This is a genomic window from Candidatus Zixiibacteriota bacterium, assembly GCA_017999435.1.
Taxonomy (GTDB): Bacteria; Zixibacteria; MSB-5A5; order GN15; family FEB-12; genus JAGNLV01.
In genome coordinates, this window is record JAGNLV010000003.1 from 398934 (window position 1) to 419576 (window position 20643).

Below are 20643 nucleotides of genomic sequence, written 5' to 3' on the forward strand. Positions count from 1 at the left end.
CACGAGGACACGAAAGACCATGAATCTCGGCCACCTCTCGCCCGACACGCTGCGCGCCATGCTCGCAGATTTTGCGAAAAACTGGCTGGCTCATGACGGCCTTTGGTTCCAGGCCGTCGAGCGCCGCTATGGATTGGAAACAGCAATCGCCCTCGATGCCGAGGCCTGGGAGCAGTTCACCGCCATCGAGGCCCGCCGGATCATGGCCCTCCATCGCCTTCCCGAAAACGGCGGCCTGGAGGCTCTCAAGACCGCCCTTGGGTTCCGCCTCTACGCCTTCATCAACGAGCAGGAAATTCTCCAAGAGGAGCGGGCGGCCGATGGCTCCCTGGTCTCGTTCGAGTTCCAGATGGTCGACTGCCGCGTACAGTCCGCTCGGCGCCGGAAAGGCCTTCCCCTTTTCCCCTGCAAATCGGTCGGTCTGGTCGAGTACGAGGGTTTTGCCCGCACGATCGATCCCCGCATCCGGACACAATGCCTCTGCTGTCCGCCGGACGCGGCCGCCGGCGCCGACCAGTACTGCGCCTGGCGGTTCTCGCTTTAGCCCGAGCCCCTGATCGGCGCCGAACTGCGGTCTCTCCGCGCGTTCCTCAAGTGTGACCGGGGGGCTTCAAATGGCGGAAGAGTTCGCCCCGGCGTTCTTCAGCACCCCGCCGGGGGCGGTCCCGCCCGGAAAAGATACGCCACCAGGTGCGTCAGGTCCGCCACTTCCGTCCCCCCGTTCCCGTTCACATCGGCGTGGGCCGGACACCCCGCCCCCGGTCCGCCCCGGAACAGATAGCCGACCAGATGAGTCACGTCGGCCACGGTGATGCCACCCGCCATGTCGACATTCCCCCGGGCCGTACAGCAGCAGGCGTCGCCGATCCCGTCGCCGTCCGCATCGGCCTGGTCCGGATTCTCCGCCATCGGGCAGTTGTCGCAGGCATCCCCCCGCCCATCCTTGTCCGCATCGACCTGATCGGCGTTGGCGTGATCCTGGCAGTTGTCGCAGGCGTCCCCGATTCCGTCGCCATCCGCATCCTTCTGGTCCGGATTGGCGACCGCGGCGCAGTTGTCGCACCCGTAACACCAGCCGTCGCCGTCGGCATCGAGCGGACAGGCGGCCCGCTCGACCCGGATGGAATCTCTCACCGGTACGCCGGCCGCCATGCCCTCGGCCACGATCGGCAGCGCTCCCTCCGCCGCCGCCAGCTCGCAGTACAGCCCATCCGGGAGCGCCTCACACATCTGCCCGTTGACCTTCACTCCCGGCGCTGTCTGATCGGACTGAAGCACCCACACCGCGATCGCGGGGCACAGCGTCACCGCCCCGTCGGGCGGCGCCGCGACACACAGGTGGCGCGAGTTGCTCGTCCGGTGCGTCAGCAGCGGCACCCCGGCCGCCGCCGTCCCCGGAATGACCTTGAGCGAGTAGGGGTAGCAGTAGTCGATGTCTTCCGATCCATCCACCGGGCAGGAGGCGAGAGCGGCGTAGTCGGGGAGTTCTCCGACCATGCGGGTCGCGTCGAGATACAGCCAGCGGAGATTCACCCTCACCGCCGCGAACATGTGCTGGCTGTACCGGAACATCCAGCGCGTCTCGGCGATCCCCAGGTCGCGGTCCGGGAGGCCGGCGGTGAAGAGCAGCGAGGCGAGTATGTGCGCCCGGCTCATGCACGTTCCCCAGGGCAGGAATCCGAACTGGAAATAGGTCTCGGCCATCGCCTCCACCGAGGGCCACCCGTCGTCGTAACCCATGAGGAAATTGTTGGCCTCGGTCCACTGGGGGTGGCTGCCGGCGGCGCGGGCGTTGACCGCCAGCCAGTGCCAGACTCTGCGGCAGGCCTCCCAGACCAGCGAGTCGCTCGTCGGCGTCGCCGCCGGATCTACGCCGATCAGCCCCACGAGCGAATCCACGCTTGCCGAGGGCACCCGGATGTGCGGGAAGAATCCTTCCTCCGCCTCCACCTCCCCGCCGCTCCGATAGCAGGCCCCGCCGGCGTACGCGTAGTGCACCGTCCCCTGATTGATGGTCCCGACCAGGTAGCCGTCGGCGAAGGATCGCAGGGCGAAGTCGTGGGTGAGGGGCACTGCGGCCATAGTCAGCGCGGCCGATTGGTAGCCCGCCGCCGAGGCCATCACCGTGTAATCCGTGCCGCTCGCCAGCCCGCTCACGAGGTATTCCCCCTCCGCGTCGGTGGTGTCCGCGACCGTCAACTGGACCAGCGAATTGCCCACCCGCACCACGGCGCCGGGGATGGCCTCGCCGCTCGCCTGGTCGTACACCCGCCCCGCGACCTCGGCGGCGGCCGCCGGCACCCCGGCGGCCAGCACCGCGCCGCAAAACAAAAGCGCGCGCTTTCCGATACCCGAAACAACCATCGCACACCTCCGCTTGACCGAATCGCCGGCGCCCCGCCCGGGTCCTCGGACCTTCCGCCCGCCGCGCCGGGACTATCTCCAATATAGTTCATGGATCAAAGGCTCCAATAGAAAAGAAGACGGCCCCGGCGGGCGCCGGGGCCGTGGACTCGTGCTCTCTGATTTGAAGTCGGAGAAGGCGGCGCTTATTTCGCTTTGAAGAACGCCACCGTGCGCCGCAACCCTTCGTCGAACGACACGCTCGGCTTGTACCCGAACGCTCCCAGTTTGTCGATCGCGGCGAAGGAGTGTCTGATATCTCCCGGCCGGGGATCGACGTAGGCGGCCTGGGTGCTCGTCCCGATAATGCGGCGCAGGCGGTCCAGCAGCTCGTTGAGCGTGAACTGCCCGCCGCAGGCGACGTTGAAATAATCCCCTTTGATCCGGTCGTTGGTCGCGGCGAGGATGTTGGCCTGCACGCAGTTGTCGATATAGGTGAAATCGCGCGACTGCTCCCCGTCGCCGAACACGGTCGGCGACTCGTTCCGCATCAGCGCCGTGATGAAGCGCGGAACCACCGCCGCGTACTGGCTCGCCGGATCCTGCTTCGGTCCGAAAATGTTGAAATACCGCAGCGCCACCGTCGGAAACCCATACAGCTCCCAGTAGACTTTGCAGTAGTACTCGCAGGTCAGTTTCGTGATCGCATAGGGAGACAGCGGGCTCGGCCGCATCCCCTCGTGCTTGGGGAGTTCCTCCGACTCGCCGTATACCGAGGACGATGACGCCATGACGAACTTCTTCACCCGGGCGTTCTTCGCCGCCTCGAGCACGTTCAGCGTGCCGCCGACATTGACCTCGTTGGACGTGAGCGGGTTCTTCACCGACCGGGGCACCGACGGCAGCGCCGCCTGGTGGAGCACGTAGTCGACCCCGGCCACCGCCTGCACCACCGTCCAGTAGTCGCGAATGTCCCCGTCGACCACCTCCACGCTCGCGGGCAGATCGGCGAGATTCTCCTGCCGGCCGGACGAGAAATTGTCCAGGATCCGGACCTGGTTCCCGTCCGCCGCCAGCGCCGCGGCGAGATTCGATCCGATAAAACCCGCTCCCCCGGTCACTAGAAAACGCATACCATCGTCCCTTCTTGACGTTGCCGTCCTTCTCCCATGACTATCGGCTGTTCGGCTCCCGATGTTAGCGCACCAGGCAGTAGTCGGCAGAGCCTGCCTGAGAAGCAGTCCAAGCTACGGGATCGGTTTCCCGCTGTAAAGCGAAATCACGGTTCTCCGGCGGCCCGCGCCGGGTCGACTCCGGCGCCTCCTTCCCGGCCCCGGCGGGAATTATCTCAACGACCGTCCGCCCGCCACATTCTGTCAGCCCTCCCACCGGGGCCCGACTGCGGAGGCCGCTTGGAAGATCCTACTCTCCGCCGCCCCGCTCCTGCCTGAGAATCACGTCCGCAAGGGCCCGGGCGATAATCTCATGCCCCCGGCGGGTGGGGTGGCAATGGTCCACGAACAGCCCGTCGCCGCCGTTGGCCCGAAACTCCTCCGCGACTGTCACCACCGTGACGCCGGGCTTTTCCCGGAGCGCCCAAAGCGCCTCGAGGTACGGCTGCTTGATGCGCAGGGACATCCAGTCTGCCTGAAGCGCCGAGTCCAGCAGAACGAAAGGAACTGAGCCGAGCGCCAGGACCATGGAGGTATCCGCGAGCGAGTCGAGCAGGTTGATCGCCCGATTGAAGAGGATGGGCGACCCGGCGGCGTCCCGTTCCACCGCGGAAGCTGCGTCCTGGCCGGCCCAGCGCCGGCGGGCCGCGGCGAATGCCCGGTCGGCCTCGCTCCACGCGCGGTTTCGCCACAGGGCCACACCCAGGTTGTTGGCGGCGACCGGATCCCCCGGCGCCAGCCCCGCGGCCTCCTGCCAATGCGCCGCCGCGGCTGCGGGATCAAGCGGATCCGAAGCCGCCGACCGGTACACGGCCCGGGTCATGTGGTCCACCGCGGTGTCGGTCACGCTGAAGCGCCTGCCGTCGAGACAATAGAGGATCGGCCGGTCGAGCAGACGCGCCAGTTGCGGTGGAAAAACGAATTCCCCGTCCTCCCCGGTGACGTGGCTGAAGATTTTGAACTGAAGACCGGCCGGCCAGAGATAGCGCTGCGGCGGCGCCACCAGCACCACCCGTGTCCGATCGTCCCGGCATGCCCGGATGATACGCTCGAGATTCGCCGCGTAGCGCTCCGGCGAGACCCGGGGCACGAGCGGCGCGCCGAGAGCGCCCCGGTCGCGCACGGGCCGCACCAGGAGATCGCGCAGCAGCCGGTACGCCGCCGAACGGGCCAGCAGGCGCCGCAGGCCGGCCGCCCGCTGTGACCGGAGCAAATCCAGATCGGACCAGGAACCCGACACCGAGGCGTCGTTGTTGCCGCAGTACACAACGACATAGTCCGGCTCGTACCGGAGAAGCTCCCTCTCATAGAGGCGGGCGAGCTGCTCGCTGGTGTACCCGGTGACCGAGGCGTTGATCATCTCCACGCGCACGTCCGGATCAAGGGCCGCGGCCAGAAGGCGGGTCAACACCTCGGGAAAGGCGAAGGTGCGGTCTTTCAGACCGAGGCCGACCGGCGAGGAGTCGCCGAGCACCATCACCCGCAGCGTGCCCGCCGGCCTTGCGTACGGTACCTCATCGGCGATGAGGCCGCGGGAATTGGTCCTGATGAGGGGATTGTGCAGGTTGGGGCGAAACCGCCAGAGGAGATCCGGGTCGGGCTCGTTCCAGGTGAAGAGCGATCGGAAGAAGACCGCCTGCCAGCCGATACCCCCGGCGGGCATCGCGTGAGAATCGAGTTGCGAGGTCAGCAACCGGGCGCCGCCTTCGATCAGCCCGAGCAGAACGACCGTCGTCACGGCGGCATACATGAGCCGCCGCCTCCACGGCAGCGGCGGGGCGCTTGGTGCTCTCATGATAGACAAACCTAGCGCACAATCGTGCCGTTGTCAAAGGGTGCGGCCGGCCGGATTCGACAAGCGCCCGCGCTCCCTCCGGGCCGGAAGTCGCGGGCGTGTTTTCCGACCCTGACGGGCCTTATGAAGCCAGTGCATTTGAGCCTCGCGCCGGCCCGCGCCCGCGTGCCGCTATTTTCGCAGACCCTCCAGCCAACTCCGCAGCTTCTGTTCCTGCCGCTCGGGCCGGTATCCGACCACGCCGACCAGCTTCTGGGCCGCCATACCGGCGATGATTCGCCCGTAGCGCGGGTGTTCCACATATACGGCCGATTCCGGCTCGAACGGCAGCACCGCCGGGACCGTGAGCCGCCGGGTCCCGTCCTCGGCCCAGTCCCGCAGCACCACGAGTTTCAGTCCGCTCGTATCAGTCGTCAAGAACCACCGCGCGGTGTCGATTCCCGCCACAAAGTCCATCGTGTAGACGTCATTGAGCCGGGGCGCGCCGAGGAAACCGTAGCCGACGTACCGGTCGGAGGCCGCCACCCGATCGTGCATGGGAAACAGAATGTGATAGGGGGACAGACGCATCTCGCCCGTCGCCCGGTTCGCCGCCTCGCGCGCGAGCCGCTCGGCCGCCGCGCGGGCCGCGGCCGAGGTGTCCCCGGCCTCGGCGACGATCGCGTAGCTCCCCTTGTACACGTAGAGCCTCGTCCCCGTCCAGAACGACTGCCGCCCGATCGTGTCGGTCGCCGCCCCGTTGGGCCGGTGCGCGGCATACCACCCATAGGCCGCGATCGGCTCGGCAAACTGGGCGATCGTCACCCGTACCTCCGCCTCGTCCGCCGTGTACCGCGCCGCCGCTTCCCCGATGAAGTCGTAGGCCAGGTATCCCGGATCCGAGCTGCTGTCAACCGCGAGCGCGCCGATTTTCCGGACCGTGGGCGGCTCCTCCGGTCCTGCCCCGCCGCCCGGCAGCAGCGAGTCGGCATTGAACGGAAATTCTTCCAGATGCGCGATCGGCGGCCCCGCCGGAAAGAGCCTGGCTGCCCGCTCCTGGGCGTCATCCCCGCAGGCCCCGAGCCAGAGCGCCGCCGCGGCCGCCGGCCCGGCCGCCCACCTCACAAAACGTAGAGCACGAAACTTGCCGTCACCAGCCATAACATCACCGTGAGAAGAATCGGACGGTCGTCGATCAGCACCCGCGTCGGCGATCCCCCCTGGTCCTTCCGGTGGATCAGGTAGAGATACCGGAAGACGCCGTAGACGACAAACGGGATCGTCACGAACAGCTTGTCCGTCCCGAGCTTGTGCATCACTTCCGTCGAAAAAGTGTAGAGCATATAAATGACCAGCATCGCCGCGGTGACCACCGCAATCAACTGGTCCAGCAGGTAGGGCGAGTACATCACCAGCGTTTTCCGGTGCGCCTGCGCCTCCTTGTCCAGGTAGAGCAGTTCGTGCCTCCGCTTTCCCAGCCCGAGAAACAGCGCCAAAAGCAGGGTGTTGATGAGGAACCAGGTCGAGGCGGGCACGTCGATCGCAAACGCCCCGGCGTAGGCCCGGACCACGAACCCCAGAGCGATCGTGAGGACATCGAGGATCACCACGTGCTTCCACCACAGGCTGTACAGGAGATTGAGCGCCAGGAACGTGACCGCGGACAAGAAGAACGGGCCGTTGATGAACCACGCTCCGACCAGCCCGGCGGCGGCCAGCACCCCCGCCAGCACCGCCCCCGTCGCCACCCGGATCCGCCCGGCCGCCAGCGGCCGGTTCTTTTTCAACGGGTGCAGGCGGTCCCGCTCCGCGTCCACGACATCGTTGAACGTGTAGACGGCCGAGGACAACAGGCAGTAGAGGGCGATCGCGCAGGCCATGAGAATGATCTTGTCCGCGTGCGCCAATTCCCCGGCGAACACGATCGCCAGCACCATGATCCCGTTCTTGAGCCACTGCGCGGGACGAACGAGCCTGAGGATATCGTGGATCATCTCGACGAAGGATACGACAAGGCAAAATCCGGTTCAAGTTGAAACTGACCGGCCGGGACGGCCCCCGCTCCGCCCCCGGTTATTTTCTTTTGCTTGACCGCCCCTTTGCCTATACTTACCGCAAATGCGAAAACGACAGCTTAAAGGCGCCGGCGGCCATTACCTGATCGCAGTGAACCAGCAGGCCGGGCAGTTTTCCGACCGCCTCCTGCGCCGGCTCACGGGCGCCATTCGGAGTCAGGGGAGTCACTACACGGTTATCGAGCCGGCCTCGGCCGCCGATCTGGGAGCGACGGCGCGCGAGTACTGCGGGCTGGCCAAGGCCGCCCGCCCGGCGCCGCCCCCGGTGGCCAAACGGGGCCGGGTGACCGCCCTGGTCGCCGCCGGCGGTGACGGCACCGTCAACGCCCTCGCCGCCGTGGCTCTCGAGGCCGATCTGCCGATGGGCATCCTCCCCATGGGACAGGCCAACAACATCGCCCGCTCGCTGTGCAGCCACGGCGACTTCCGGGCCGCCGTCGACGCCATCATCAACCGCAAGTACCGGCCCATCGATGTCGTCCGCTCCGGCGAACGCGTCGTCGTTGGCTCGCTCGCGCTCGGACTTGTTCCGAGCCTCCAGCGCCAACTGGCCGGCAAGGGCGCCCCGCGCTTCGCTTTCCGCTGGTCCGCGATCGCCGCCCGGGCCGCCGCCGCCGTCGAACCCCTCAGATTCACCCTCAAACTCGATGCGTTCCGCTTCCCAATCGAGGCCAAGATGTTTTCGATCAACCTGCTCGCCTACGGACTGGGGCTCCCGCTCTCCCCGGCCTCGCTTTCCGATGATGGCGAGATGGAGATCATTTTCGACGCCCGCTGCTCGGACAGAGATCTCGGGCGCTACATCCGCGACGTGTATAAAGGGAAATATGTGTACGGCAGCGCCGTGCGGCTCTACCGGGGCGCCTATCTCAATTTTAACCCCGGCAAGGCGCAGCCGGCCCTGCTCGACGGCGATCTGGTGGAACTCCCCGCGCAGGAGTACAACTTCCGGATCAGCCCGACCAGACTGAACCTCTTCTGCTGAGTCGTCCATGAGGCCCCTCCTCCCCATCCTTCTGTGTGCCCTCACCTTGGCCGTTCCTGTCGGCGCCTGGTCGGATGACGCTCCCGCGGACTCCGTCGCCGCCCCGTCCGACACGGTGGCCCCCGCCCCGCCGCGCGACACCGTTCGCTACCTGCGCACGTCTGACCTCGACCGCTTCCTCCCCTCCACCGACTCGGTCGACCTCGAACGGCGCCTCTCGCAGAACCCGATGGTCGCCCTGTTCAAATCGATGCTGGTTCCGGGGTGGGGCCAGTTCGGCAACGGCGCCTATGTCAAAGCGATTCTTTTCTTCGGCCTGGACGCCTGGCTGGTCAGCTCGGCCATCGACCACGGGCGGAAGGCCTCCGACTACTTCGACAGCTACCAATCGGCCGCGGACGTCACCGACCGCAACCTCTGGTATGACCGTTACGATGACGAGCGTAGCCGGCGCAACAAGTATACGTGGTTTGCGGTGATTGTCTCGTTCGTGTCCATGTTTGATGCGTATGTCGATGCCCACTTCTCGGGATTTCCCGATGCCGACCGCGCCCGCCGAAGCGAACCGGGTCTGAGCCTCAACCTGGAGCCCGCCCCCGAAGGCGGCGTCACCGCCACACTCTCGCTGACTTTCTGACTCTCTTCCGCCGCAGCTCACAGCGAGCCGGCGCGCTCGACCGCGGGCAGCACGCCGCGCGGGTCAAACTTGTCCTTGATTTTGCGCGAGTACACGGCGTCGGCGGCGTCGTTGTCCCGGTCGAGGGCGGCCGCCAGCGGCGAGCGCGTGATCGCCCGCTGACGCATGGTTGCGAAATCTCCCGCCCCGGCGATCGGCATCACGCGGAACGTCGCCCGCACGATCAGCCCCAGCAGTCCCCAGGCGCCGGCGAAAATCCGGACAATGTCGTACCCCGACACCGACTTGAAACAGCGCGACCCCGGCTGGATGATCTCCCCCTCGCCGGTGACTATCTCCGCCGTGATAAAATACTTCTTGATCGGCACTTCCGCTCCGTGCAGTTCCCCCGCCAACCCCACCGCCACAGCCCCGCCGGCCGACCCGACATAGGGGAGCGCCGCATGCGGCAGATACAACTCCTCCGCCCGCAGCCGATCGTTGAGCTCCCGCAGCGGATACCCCGCCCCGACTTCCACCGCGAAATCCTCTTTCGACACGTCGAGAAACCGGTTCAGCCGGTCGGTGCGAACAGCCACCAGGCCGGCAAACGCCTCCCCGGCCGGTTCGATGTTGTTCCCGAAACCGGTGATGAAAAGCGGTTGCCGGTGCTCGTTCGCCAGCCCGAAAAGCCCGGCCGCTTCGGCCGCCGATTCCGGATGAAACGTCGCAATCCCCTTCTGCCACGTCAACCGGTCGTCGGGAAACTCGCCCTTGATGACCCGCACAAACGCATCAAGATTGGCCATGCAGCCAAAATACCCGATTTGGCAGAGGAGTCAATCCTTTCGTTCCTTCTCGCTCCCGGCCTCACACCGTTTGACCCGGCCGGGAGGTCACCCTTCCTTGTCCGCGCATACATTTCACACCAGACGTGGGGCGGAGGGTCACGGAACGTACCTACTGAGAGAAAAACCCGCCTCGCCATGATCCCTTGTACGTCAGGATCCCTGTGGTCCTGACATCTTCGTCATCTGCGCAAGCGGTCCAGTTAGGGCCATGAAGGTCCTGACCTACAGAACCTGTTTCGCGGGGGTAGGCGAGCCCGTGTTGCGGCCGCCCCGGCCGAACCCCTCTTATTCGCGCGATTCGGCCGATCCCAGGGCGTCCCGCAAAGCCTCGAAATCGTCCCGGTCCTTCACCGAGTACTCGTAATCGACATACTCCAGCGTCCCCGTGGGCCCGACCACAAACACGGACCGCTGAAACATCCCGGTGTCCTCCCGGTACACGCCCATCTTCCTGCCGAACTCGCGCGTCGGATCGGACAGAAGCCGGAAGGGCAGATTGTGGTACTGCGCCCACTCCCGATGGCTGAACACGTAGTCCCCCGACACCGGGAGGACGATCACTCCCAATTTCTCGAACCCGGCGAACTCATCCCGCAGCATGCACATCTCGGCCGTGCACCCGCTCGACCAGTCGGCCGGATAGAACGCCAGCACATACCGTTTCCCGGCCAGTTCCGCCGAGCTGAGCCCTTTCAGGTCAACGGAATCTCTGGTCGCAAACGGGAGCGTGAACGCCGGCGCCGGGTCGCCGACTTTGACTGTCTCAGCGGCACGGCCGCCCACCGCCCAGAGAAGCACCGCCGCCGGGATAAACAGAGTGACATGGATTTTGCGCATCGCCGTTTCTCTCGTGATTGGTTTTTCGGCTCAGAACGGAGCGGCCGGCCCGGGGGTTCCCCGGTCGCGCCGGAACGGGAGTGCGGCGTCCGGACCCGCGTCCGGAGGCTAGTCGTTGAAGAGGTCGTCGAACCGCTTCTTCCGCTCTTCCTTGCTGTCCGTCGAGGCCCGAATCCCCCCCGGCCGTTTGATCGCATCGCGAACCTGAAAGAAGTCGCAGAAGTTGCTTTTTTCCTTGTCCCGCACCGGAGCCTCGATCGTCTCGCGGCACTGGGCGCGGGCGTAGGGGTCGAAATGCCGGCACCCGCGGCATGCGCGCAGGTCGGCCAGGCAGTGAGGGCAACTGTCGTTCCGCGTCGGATGTCCCTCCACGCCCGTTGCCCGTCCGCAGTTCCAGCACAACAGACCGCTGTCAGCCATGATCAACCTCCTCCGGCAGACGCCGCCGCCGCGGCCGGTTCCCGCGCGCGGACTTTCATGAATCCGCGCCGCGGCGGCTCACGTGCGACTCTTGATCTCTCTCACCAGCTCGTCGGTAAACTCGGTCGTCGAGCACGTCCCGCCGAGGTCCCGCGTGAGCTTGTGCCCCTCCGCGAGCGTCACCACCATCGATTTCCATATCCGGTCGGCCGCCGCATCCTCGCCGAGATGCCGCAGCATGAGCAGGGCGGAGAAGATGAGGGCGGTCGGGTTCGCGAGGTTCTTGCCCGCGATATCCGGAGCCGAGCCGTGCACCGCCTCGAACACCGCGTACTCGTCGCCGATGTTCGCCCCCGGCACCACCCCGAGCCCGCCGACCAGCCCGGCCGCGAGATCGGAGACGATATCGCCGAACAGGTTCCCCATGAGCAGCATGTCGAACTGCGTCGGATCCATGACCAGCCGCATGCACAGGGCATCGACAATGCGGTCCTCCGCCTCAATGTCGGGATAGTCCTTGGCGACGTCCTCGAACACCTTGAGGAAAAGACCGTCGGAGAGTTTCATGATGTTCGCCTTGTGCACGAACGTGATCTTCTTCCGGCCCATTTTGCGGGCGTAGTTGAAGGCCCACCGGGCCACCCGCTCCGACGCCCGCTCGGTCACCACCTTGATCGCCTGCGTCACCCCCGGCGTGATCATGTTTTCGATCCCCGAGTACAAGTCCTCGGTGTTCTCCCGCACGATCACGAGGTTGACCTTGCTGTACCGGCTCGGCACGCCGCCGATGGTCCGCACCGGGCGCAGGTTCACGTACAAATCAAGCCGCTGGCGGAGCGTCACGTTCGCCGACCGGAACCCCTTCCCCACCAGCGTCGTGATCGGCCCCTTGAGCGCCACTTTGTTGGCGTGGATCGAGTCGAGCAGTTGGTCGGGCACCGACGTGCCGTGGGTCTGGACCGCCGGAATGCCGGCCTCCTGGCGGTCCCAGGCGATTTCTACCCCCGCCGCCTCGATGACCCGGACGGCCGCCTCGGTGATCTCCGGGCCGATCCCATCGCCGGGAATGAGCGTCACTTTGTGCACCATGCTGATGTACCGGCATCCTTTCTGTAATGGGCGCCGCAGTATATCGCATTTCCGCAGACCTGTCAACTTCCCCTCCGCGCGCGATCCCCGGTTGACTTTGCCCCCGCCTTTGGCGTACCTTCTCCGATGACTCCCCGGGGCCGTGGGGCAGCCGGGAAGCGCGACCCGTATGGAAGACAAGCGCAAACAGACCACCGTCCGCCTCACCGCCGAGGTGACCTGTGCGGGGTGAGCGTCCAAGCTCGCGCCACAGTTGTTGGCGGACGCATTGAGAAACCTCGCGGTGTCGACCCACCCGGACCTGCTGGTCGGCTTCAACAAGGCCGATGATGCCGGGGTATTTCGTCTGTCGGAAACGGTCGCCCTGGTCCAGACAGTCGACTTTTTCCCGCCGATCGTCGACGACCCCTTCGATTTCGGCCGCATCGCCGCCGCCAACGCCCTCTCGGATATCTACGCCATGGGAGGCCGTCCGCTGACCGCCCTCAACATCGTCGGCTTCCCGGCCGCCATGGACCCGTGGATCCTCGGCGAGATCCTCCGCGGGGGCGCGCAGAAGATCGAGGAGGCGGGCGCGGTGATCGTCGGCGGCCACTCGGTCAACGACAAGGAGGTCAAGTACGGCGTGGCCGTCACCGGCCTCATCGATCCGCGGAAGGTGGTCACCAATGCCGGCGCCCGGCCCGGCGACCGGATCTATCTCACCAAGCCCCTCGGCACCGGCCTGATCACGACCGGTCTCAAGCGCGGCGCGGTCGACCCCGCCCTGGTCGCGCTGGTCACCGCGCAGATGGCGGAGCTCAACCGCGAGGCGGCCGAGGCAATGGTCGCTGTCGAGGCCCGGGCCGCGACCGACATCACCGGCTTCGGCCTTCTCGGCCACGCCTACGAAATGGCCGCCGCCTCCGAGGTCACCATCCGCCTGGCCGCCGACCGCCTGCCGCTCCTTCCGGAGGCGGCCCGGTTGGCGGGAGCGGGGATGATCCCCGGGGGCGCGGGGGCCAACCGCGCTTTCCTCGCCGGCAAAGTCTCGGTCGCCCCGACCGTCGACAAAAACCTCGAACACGTGATGTACGATCCGCAAACTTCCGGCGGGCTGTTCGTCGCCGTCCCGCCGGACCGAGCACTGCAGTTTGAAAGAGAACTCCAGAAACGCAGCGTCCCCGGGCGATGCATCGGGGAAGTCGAACCCCGCGGGGCCGTCGCGCTCCTCGTCGCCTGAGCCGGCGCCGGCCGCCGGCGCGGCTCTGGGCCGCGGCCGCTGGCTGCTCCTGCTGGCCGCCGCGATCGTCGCCGGGGGCTTCATCTGGTGGCAGTCGGATCTCGTCAAAGATCCGCCCATGTATTTCTCCGGCATCGAGCAGTCGCTCGGTACCGATCCCGCGCAGTATGTCCACCACGCCCGCAACCGGATCCTTTTCGGCGACTGGGACCCGTTTGACTACCCCCGCTGGGCGGTCTACCGGCACTCCCTCGTGTCGCTCGTGTCGTGGGTGGTGATGTCTCTCGGCGGCGTCGATCTCCGCAGCGCCAACCTGACGGGCGTGCTGCTGTCGTTCGGCGGTCTGGTCCTCATGCTCCTCGGCCTCCTTCGTCGGCACCGTGCCTGGGCGGCCGCCGCGGCCGCTTTGGCATTTGCTCTCAACGTCACCCTGCTCACTCACGGCCGGTTGTCGTATCTCGAGGACGGCCTCATCTTCTGGGCCGGCGCCATGTTCTTTGTTTACAGCCGCTGGGGGGAGCGCTCCGCGGGAGTGATCGCCGCGGGCGCTCTGGCCGCCGCCGCGGCGCTCACCGGCAAGCTGTTCGGCGCCCTGCTCGCGCCGGCCTTGATGCTGGCGGTCGCGTTCGACGGCCGGCCGCGCGCCTGGGGCCGCGCTGTCCTCGCCGGCGCCGCCTGCGCCGCCGCCGCGCTGGTTCTCGTCCCCCTGCTCTACGCCGGCGATCTTGCGGCCGCCTTCGCCTACACCGGCGAGCAGTCGTACGGGCTGCGCGGATTTCCCGACGGTCTGAAATCACCCTGGGCCTTCTTCGAGCACCTCATCTCCTACGGATTCGACAACCGCCTCTCCTACGTCAACCCCGATCTCGTGATCATGCTCGTGGCCGCCGGCCTGCTGGCCGCGCGTTTCCGTTTCGAGGGTGACCGGCTCGCCCCGACCACGCGCTTTGCCCTCTGCTGGGCCGTGTGCGGAATTGTCGGCCTCATGCCCCTCAACTACTCCCCGATCCGCTACACCCTGCTGTTCATCCCGGCGGTCATTCTACTGGCCGTGACCATATTCGACCAGACGGCCTCGGCCCACCCCCGCGCCGCCGACCGGCCGGGCAAGTGGACGTTGGTTGTATTGCTGTTTTCGCTCTGGGCGGCCTTTTTCCACCTCGCGGGCAACCTTTTCTATTTCAACACCTTCCCGCGCCCTATCCGTTCTCTCACCTGGGCGACTCTGGTTCCCGCGGCGGCCGCCGCCTGGGGCCTCTTCATTCTCTTCCGCCGCGCGTGGCCCCGCCGCGGGCGCGTCCTCTGGTATGCCGCGCTCGCATGCGTCCTGGCATCCGTGGTCGGTTTCAACGCCGAGCGCATCTACCGCTTTCACATCCGGGAGCGCATTTTCAGCATCGCCGAAGCGAACGCCGACCTGGCGGCGATTCTCGGCCCCGGCGCGGTCGTCTCCGGTCCCTACGGCCCCACCCTGACCTTGAACACCAGCCTCCGCTCCTTCATTCACCTCTTCCAGGTGGCCGAGGTAGACCCCGACCTCTTTGCGAAATATCCGATCACCCACCTCATTATGGACCCCTCCAACTACGCCGAGGCGGTTCGCAACTACCCCGCCATGGCCGGCCTCACGCCCATCACCCACTACTTCATCCGCGACATCGAGGTGGGTGTCTACCGGATCGACACCGGATTCGGCAATCCGACCGCCGAGGCTTACGCCGTGAGCCCCTTTGAGCGCGCCGTCGCCTTCCTCCAAGCCGACCGGGTCGACAGCGCTCTCGCTCTGGCCCTCCCCGTCTACGCCGCCCACCCGGAATCCAAGTCGGCCGGCCTGCTGGTCGCCGAACTTCAGATGCGTGCCCGGCAGGGGGATGCCGCGTATGACGTCTTGATGAACCTCTCCCGCCGCTTCCCGACCGATTTCTCCATCCAGCTCCAGGTCGGCCGGTTCCTCCTCCTGGCCGCCATTCAGAAGAAAGATCTTAACCTCCAGCGCACCGCCGAGCGCTATTTCGCCGAATCGGTGCGCATCAATCCCTACCGGGGAAAGTACGCCATGAACATCTGGTCGCAGATGCTCTCCGGGGCGCAGGGTCAGCCCTAAGCATAATGAGCGCCGCTATCGAGCCGGTCCGGTGAAAAAAACCGGATTTCCGCCTGAAACCTCTTGACAAGTTCCGCGTTACAATTATATTCAAGACCGCTGTCAGCACTCATTGATAGTGACTGCTAATAGCTGCTAAGAACATGAGATTGAATAGCTTAAGAGCCTGCAGCAACGAAGTGCGGCCCAGCTAACATAGCCAAAACTAATCGACATAACGTTCCGGTAACCATTGGCTGAATTCACAGGAGGTAAAAAAGCCATGCAGATTAAACCGCTGGCCGACCGCGTGGTCGTGAAGCCTTTCGAAGAGGCTGAAACTGTCAAGGGCGGAATCATTATCCCTGACACCGCCAAAGAGAAACCGATGCAGGGTGAGGTCGTGGAAGTCGGCCCCGGCCGGGTCAACGAGGAGGGCAAGAAGACGCCCATGGAAGTCAAGAAGGGTGACCGCGTCCTCTACGGCAAGTACTCCGGCACCGAAGTTACGATCGGCGGCACCGAGTACCTCATCATGCGCGAATCCGACATCTTCGCCATCGTCCAGGGGTAAACCACACGACACAAGAAGAGAGAAAGGCTGATTCCATATGGCAAAGCAGATTGACTACAACACCGAAGCCCGCGCCAAGCTCAAAAGAGGCGTTGACAAACTGGCCAATGCGGTCAAAGTGACGCTCGGCCCCAAGGGCCGCAACGTCGTCATCGACAAGAAATTCGGCTCCCCGACCGTCACCAAGGACGGCGTCACGGTGGCCAAGGAGATCGAGCTCGAAGACCACTTCGAAAACATCGGCGCCCAGATGGTCAAGGAAGTGGCGTCCAAGACCTCCGACGACGCCGGCGACGGCACGACGACGGCCACCTTGATCGCCCAGGCGATCTACCGGGAAGGCCTCAAGAACGTCACCGCCGGCCACAATCCGATGGCGATCAAGCGCGGCATCGACCGCGCCGTCGAAGTCGTCGGCGGCGAGATCAAGAAGATGTCCAAGCCGGTCTCGGGCAAGCAGGAGATCGCCCAGGTGGGCACCATCTCCGCCAACTCCGACAAGCAGATCGGCGACCTCATCGCCGAGGCCATGGAGAAAGTCGGCAAGGACGGCGTCATCACGGTCGAGGAGTCCAAGTCCGCCGACACCACGCTCGAGGTGGTCGAGGGGATGCAGTTCGACCGCGGCTATGTCTCCCCCTACTTTGTGACCGACCCCGACAACATGGAAGCGGTCCTCGATGAGCCGCTCATCCTGATCCACGACAAGAAGGTTTCCTCGATGAAGGATCTTCTGCCGATCCTGGAGAAGGTGGCCCAGGCCGGCCGGCCGCTCATGATCATCGCCGAGGACATCGAGGGCGAAGCGCTCGCCACTCTCGTGGTCAACAAGCTGCGCGGCACGATCAAGGTGGGCGCGGCCAAAGCCCCCGGCTTCGGCGATCGCCGCAAGGCCATGCTCGAAGACATCGCCGTCCTCACCGGCGGCAAGGTGATCAGCGAAGAGGCCGGTTTCAAACTCGAGAACGCCGTCATGTCCGACCTCGGCCATGCCAAGAAAGTCACCCTCGACAAGGACAACACCACGATCGTCGAGGGCGGCGGCCAGAAAGAGGCCATCAAGGCCCGGATCAACCAGATCCGCAAGCAGATCGAGGACACCACGAGCGACTACGACCGTGAGAAACTCCAGGAGCGGCTGGCCAAACTCGCCGGCGGCGTGGCCGTCATCAACGTCGGCGCCGCCACCGAGACCGAGATGAAAGAGAAGAAGGCCCGGGTCGAGGACGCCCTCCACGCCACCCGCGCCGCGGTCGAGGAAGGGATCGTGCCCGGCGGCGGCGTCGCCCTCCTGCGCTGCATGAAAGCCCTCGACAGCCTGAAAGTCACCGAGGAAGAGCAGGTCGGCGTCATGATCGTCCGCAAGGCTCTCGAAGAGCCGATCCGGCAGATCGCCAGCAACGCCGGCGCCGAGGCCTCCGTCGTGGTCGACAAGGTCCTCGCACAGACCGGCGCCTTCGGCTACAACGCCCAGACCGACACCTACGAGGACCTGCTCAAGGCCGGCGTCATCGACCCGACCAAGGTCACTCGCACCGCCCTCGAAAACGCCGCTTCCATCGCCGGACTCCTCCTCACGACCGAGGCGGTCGTGGTCGAGCAGCCCGAGGAGAAGAAGCCGGCCCCCGCTGCCCCCGACATGGGCGGCATGGGCGGCATGTACTAGACTGACCCCTCCTCTTGTGATGCGAAAGAAGCCCCGGTCGCCGCGACCGGGGCTTTTGCTTGCGCCCGCATCGCACCCGGCCGCGCCCGAAACATCGCCCCATCAACGGAAAATACTCTTTGGCAATTCCTCCCCCTTCGACCATATTTCTCCCAGCCCCACTCGACTGCCGCCGCCTCGTTGCAGGGCGAAAGTGATCACCGTCGCGGCCGGCAGCCCTGCGCGCCGAGAAGGAGACCCATGACCCTCGCGAAAGGCCACAGGCTCGGTCCCTACGAGATCGAGGGCAAAACCGGCTCGGGCGGCATGGGCGAGGTCTACCGGGCCAAAGACACCCGCCTCGACCGCACGGTCGCCATCAAGGTCCTCCCCGAACACTCCGCCTTAAACCCCGAGGCCAGAGCCCGTTTCGAACGCGAGGCCAGGACGGTCTCGAGCCTGAACCATCCGCACATCTGCGTGCTCCATGATCTCGGCCGGCAGGAAGGCGTTGACTTCCTGGTCATGGAGTATCTCGAGGGCGAAACGCTGGAGGATCGCCTCCGCCGCGGCCGGCTTGACCTCAGCGAGGTTCTGACCATCGCCTCCCAGGTCGCCGCCGCCCTCGAGGCCGCCCACCGCAAAGGGCTGGTCCACCGCGATCTCAAACCCGGCAACATCTTCCTGACTGAAGACGGCGCCAAACTCCTTGATTTCGGCCTCGCCAAACCCCAGGCTGAGTTTGTCCAGGGGCTGGACGGGGAGACTCGCACCACCCCTGTCACCGGCGCGGGAGCCATTGTCGGAACCCTGCTGTACATGTCGCCCGAGCAACTCGAGGGCCGCGAAGCCGACGCCCGCTCGGACATCTTCGCCCTGGGCGCGACGCTCTACGAGATGATCACCGGTGAGCGCGCTTTCACCGGCGACAGCAAGGCCGGCCTCATCGGCGCCATCATGAGCGAACAGCCCCGCGCCATTGTCGAACGGCTGCCGAGCGCCCCGCCCGTCCTCGACCGCCTGGTCAGGAAGTGCCTGCAGAAGAGCCCCGACCGCCGCTGGCAGACCGCCGGCGACCTGAAAGACGAGTTGGACTGGATCGCCTCGGCCGGTTCACAGGCTGGCCTTGCCGCCCCGGTGGCGCTCCAGCGGCGTTTCCGTCTGCGCCTCGCATGGATACTGGCCGCGGTGTTCGCCCTGACCGCGGCGCTCCTCGGGGCCCAATGGCTGACGCAGAAAACGCCCGTTGCCCGGACCATGCGCTTCCGGATGCCGAAGCCGGAGGGCCTGGCGAGAACCGACTGGCCGCAGCTCTCGCCCGACGGCCGCTATCTGTCGCTCCTGGCGACCGATACCAGCGGCGAAACGCAAATCTGGATCCGACCCCTGAGTTCACCCCAGCCGTACCCGCTCCCCGGAACCGCCAATGCCCGCCGCCCCTTCTGGTCGCCCGACGGCGAGTTTCTGGCCTTCTTCGATCGGTCCTCGGACCGGCTCATGAAGGTCCCCGTGGCCGGGGGGCAACCGCAGATAATCTGCAAAACGGCCGGCTCCGACGGTACCTGGGGCCGCAACAACATCATCCTGTTCGACGATTACCGCGACTACCGATCCATCGGCCAGGTGTCGGCATCGGGCGGGGAGCCCCGGCTGGCCGTCGCCCCTGACACGGCGGCCGGAGAACTGACCGCCACCTGGCCGTGCTTCCTACCCGACGGGCAGCACTTCATCTTCACCTGCGGCAGCGACTCACTTCGAGGCACGGATCAGGTGTTTCTCAAGCTCGGGGATATTGACGGCGGCGAAAGCCGTACACTCGGCACCGTGGAATCCCGGGCGGTCTTCTGCGAACCGGAGTACGTGCTCTACATGAAGAACGGCTTTTTGGTAGCGCACCGGTTCAATCTGAAGCGTCTGGAGCTGGAAGGCGAGCCGGTCCCGCTTACCGACCGTGTCGGGATTTCAGCCGGTTCGAACCTGGGGGTGAATGTCGCGGCCTCGGCCACCGGCATACTGGCCTGGCAGACGAAGGGACAGGCGAAAAGCCGTATGGTCTGGACCGACCGGGCCGGCGTTGCGCAGGATACGGTGGGCCCACCGGCAAATTACCGGGAGATCCGGCTGTCTCCCGACAACAGGCGGATAGCCTGCACCATCGCCGAAACAGGAGTGGAGTTCACACGTCTATGGGTGGCGGACGTCGCCCGGGGATCGGTCTCAATCCTCACGTCCGGCGCCGGAAACTGGTTTGATGCGACCCCGCTGTGGTTCTCCGACAGCCGGTCCCTGGTGTACCTCTCCGTTTCGGCGACGGATCTCACCGCGAGTCTGTGCCGCCAACTGATCAGCCGGAGCGAGGCCTCCGTCCTGCGGCAGTCGACCGGGGACGGTCTCCTCCCGCTTGGCTGGACGGCCTCCGGAAACCTGATCGTCGGAGCCATCCCCCTGTCCGCCGTCTCGACCGATACCGCGTGGAGGCTGGTGGCGATCGATCCGGAAGACACTGGCCGCCTCGATACGCTTCTCACCGGAGGGGACGCGGGCGTTCTCTACGATGTCTCCCCCGACGGACGTTACCTGCTGGTCGGAATGACCTCCGGGGTCGAGAGCGGGTTGCACGTGCGCGACCTCCTCCAACCCGACAATGCCTGGCTTCTGCCGGGGTCGGGGACCGCGGCCCGTTGGAGCCCGGCGGGTGATGAGATATTCTACTTTGAAGGCGACAACCTTGTCGCACTGGATATCGACCTCAGGGGAGGATTCGCCTTCGGCGCTCCCGACACCCTCTTCCGTCGCCATTTGGTCGCCGGACGGACGACACTCCGGGGGTATGACGTATCGTACGATGGCCGCCGGTTCCTCTTCGTCGCTCCGGTCGGCCCGGAAGAGCAGGAGCCGAACGAAATTGAGATTGTCCTCAACTGGAACGCCGAACTGAAGAGGAAGTGACGCGCGCC

At 65.8% G+C, this 20643-nt stretch carries 17 protein-coding genes; 8 read left to right on the forward strand and 9 right to left on the reverse strand.

Annotation, left to right across the window (positions count from 1 at the left end; all coding sequences use genetic code 11):
• Positions 1 to 19: 19 nt before the first annotated feature.
• The gene (locus tag KA261_09725) at positions 20 to 544 is read left to right on the forward strand and encodes a hypothetical protein (GenBank protein MBP7698076.1); all 525 of its coding nucleotides are present in this window, start codon (positions 20 to 22) and stop codon (positions 542 to 544) included.
• Between the two features lie 98 nt (positions 545 to 642).
• Here KA261_09725 and KA261_09730 read toward each other — a convergent pair whose 3' ends face one another.
• From KA261_09730 to KA261_09750, 5 genes are all read right to left on the reverse strand, one after another.
• Positions 643 to 2364, reverse strand: coding sequence for a carboxypeptidase regulatory-like domain-containing protein (locus tag KA261_09730; protein ID MBP7698077.1), 1722 nt, complete (start codon positions 2362 to 2364; stop codon positions 643 to 645).
• A gap of 185 nt (positions 2365 to 2549) precedes the next feature.
• Positions 2550 to 3476 carry an SDR family oxidoreductase gene (locus tag KA261_09735; protein ID MBP7698078.1) on the reverse strand — a complete coding sequence of 309 codons (927 nt, stop codon included), beginning with the start codon at positions 3474 to 3476 and terminating at the stop codon, positions 2550 to 2552.
• A gap of 289 nt (positions 3477 to 3765) precedes the next feature.
• Entirely contained in the window at positions 3766 to 5310 is a 1545-nt protein-coding gene (locus tag KA261_09740) for an SGNH/GDSL hydrolase family protein (protein ID MBP7698079.1), read from the reverse strand.
• A gap of 171 nt (positions 5311 to 5481) precedes the next feature.
• On the reverse strand, positions 5482 to 6450 hold the full coding sequence (locus tag KA261_09745) for a hypothetical protein (protein MBP7698080.1): 969 nt from the start codon (positions 6448 to 6450) through the stop codon (positions 5482 to 5484).
• Positions 6411 to 7283 carry a decaprenyl-phosphate phosphoribosyltransferase gene (locus KA261_09750; protein ID MBP7698081.1) on the reverse strand — a complete coding sequence of 291 codons (873 nt, stop codon included), beginning with the start codon at positions 7281 to 7283 and terminating at the stop codon, positions 6411 to 6413. The genes KA261_09745 and KA261_09750 overlap by 40 nt, the downstream gene beginning before the upstream one ends.
• Positions 7284 to 7407: 124 nt before the next feature.
• Here KA261_09750 and KA261_09755 point away from each other — a divergent pair, with 124 nt between their 5' ends.
• The gene (locus KA261_09755) at positions 7408 to 8349 is read left to right on the forward strand and encodes a hypothetical protein (GenBank protein ID MBP7698082.1); all 942 of its coding nucleotides are present in this window, start codon (positions 7408 to 7410) and stop codon (positions 8347 to 8349) included.
• A 7-nt stretch (positions 8350 to 8356) separates the two neighbouring features.
• The gene (locus KA261_09760) at positions 8357 to 8986 is read left to right on the forward strand and encodes a hypothetical protein (GenBank protein ID MBP7698083.1); all 630 of its coding nucleotides are present in this window, start codon (positions 8357 to 8359) and stop codon (positions 8984 to 8986) included.
• A 17-nt stretch (positions 8987 to 9003) separates the two neighbouring features.
• Here KA261_09760 and KA261_09765 read toward each other — a convergent pair whose 3' ends face one another.
• The 4 genes from KA261_09765 to KA261_09780 form a co-directional block, all read right to left on the reverse strand.
• The gene (locus tag KA261_09765; protein ID MBP7698084.1) at positions 9004 to 9774 is read right to left on the reverse strand and encodes an FAD-binding oxidoreductase; all 771 of its coding nucleotides are present in this window, start codon (positions 9772 to 9774) and stop codon (positions 9004 to 9006) included.
• Positions 9775 to 10101: 327 nt separating this feature from the next.
• Positions 10102 to 10653 carry a peroxiredoxin gene (locus tag KA261_09770; protein ID MBP7698085.1) on the reverse strand — a complete coding sequence of 184 codons (552 nt, stop codon included), beginning with the start codon at positions 10651 to 10653 and terminating at the stop codon, positions 10102 to 10104.
• A gap of 108 nt (positions 10654 to 10761) precedes the next feature.
• The gene (locus tag KA261_09775) at positions 10762 to 11073 is read right to left on the reverse strand and encodes a hypothetical protein (GenBank protein MBP7698086.1); all 312 of its coding nucleotides are present in this window, start codon (positions 11071 to 11073) and stop codon (positions 10762 to 10764) included.
• Between the two features lie 78 nt (positions 11074 to 11151).
• Positions 11152 to 12162 carry an isocitrate/isopropylmalate dehydrogenase family protein gene (locus tag KA261_09780; protein MBP7698087.1) on the reverse strand — a complete coding sequence of 337 codons (1011 nt, stop codon included), beginning with the start codon at positions 12160 to 12162 and terminating at the stop codon, positions 11152 to 11154.
• Between the two features lie 169 nt (positions 12163 to 12331).
• On the opposite strand from KA261_09780, the gene selD reads away from it, so the two are divergent.
• The 5 genes from selD (at position 12332) to KA261_09805 (ending at position 20635) form a co-directional block, all read left to right on the forward strand.
• Positions 12332 to 13384: a selenide, water dikinase SelD gene (gene selD / locus KA261_09785; GenBank protein ID MBP7698088.1), complete on the forward strand. Its 1053-nt coding sequence runs from the start codon at positions 12332 to 12334 to the stop codon at positions 13382 to 13384.
• On the forward strand, positions 13296 to 15488 hold the full coding sequence (locus tag KA261_09790) for a hypothetical protein (protein MBP7698089.1): 2193 nt from the start codon (positions 13296 to 13298) through the stop codon (positions 15486 to 15488). The genes selD and KA261_09790 overlap by 89 nt, the downstream gene beginning before the upstream one ends.
• 262 nt (positions 15489 to 15750) lie before the next feature.
• Positions 15751 to 16041 (forward strand): co-chaperone GroES, encoded by a 291-nt coding sequence (groES, locus tag KA261_09795; protein ID MBP7698090.1) that lies wholly within the window; start codon positions 15751 to 15753, stop codon positions 16039 to 16041.
• A 37-nt stretch (positions 16042 to 16078) separates the two neighbouring features.
• Positions 16079 to 17707, forward strand: coding sequence for a chaperonin GroEL (gene groL, locus KA261_09800; GenBank protein ID MBP7698091.1), 1629 nt, complete (start codon positions 16079 to 16081; stop codon positions 17705 to 17707).
• Between the two features lie 240 nt (positions 17708 to 17947).
• Entirely contained in the window at positions 17948 to 20635 is a 2688-nt protein-coding gene (locus tag KA261_09805) for a protein kinase (protein MBP7698092.1), read from the forward strand.
• Positions 20636 to 20643: the final 8 nt, after the last annotated feature.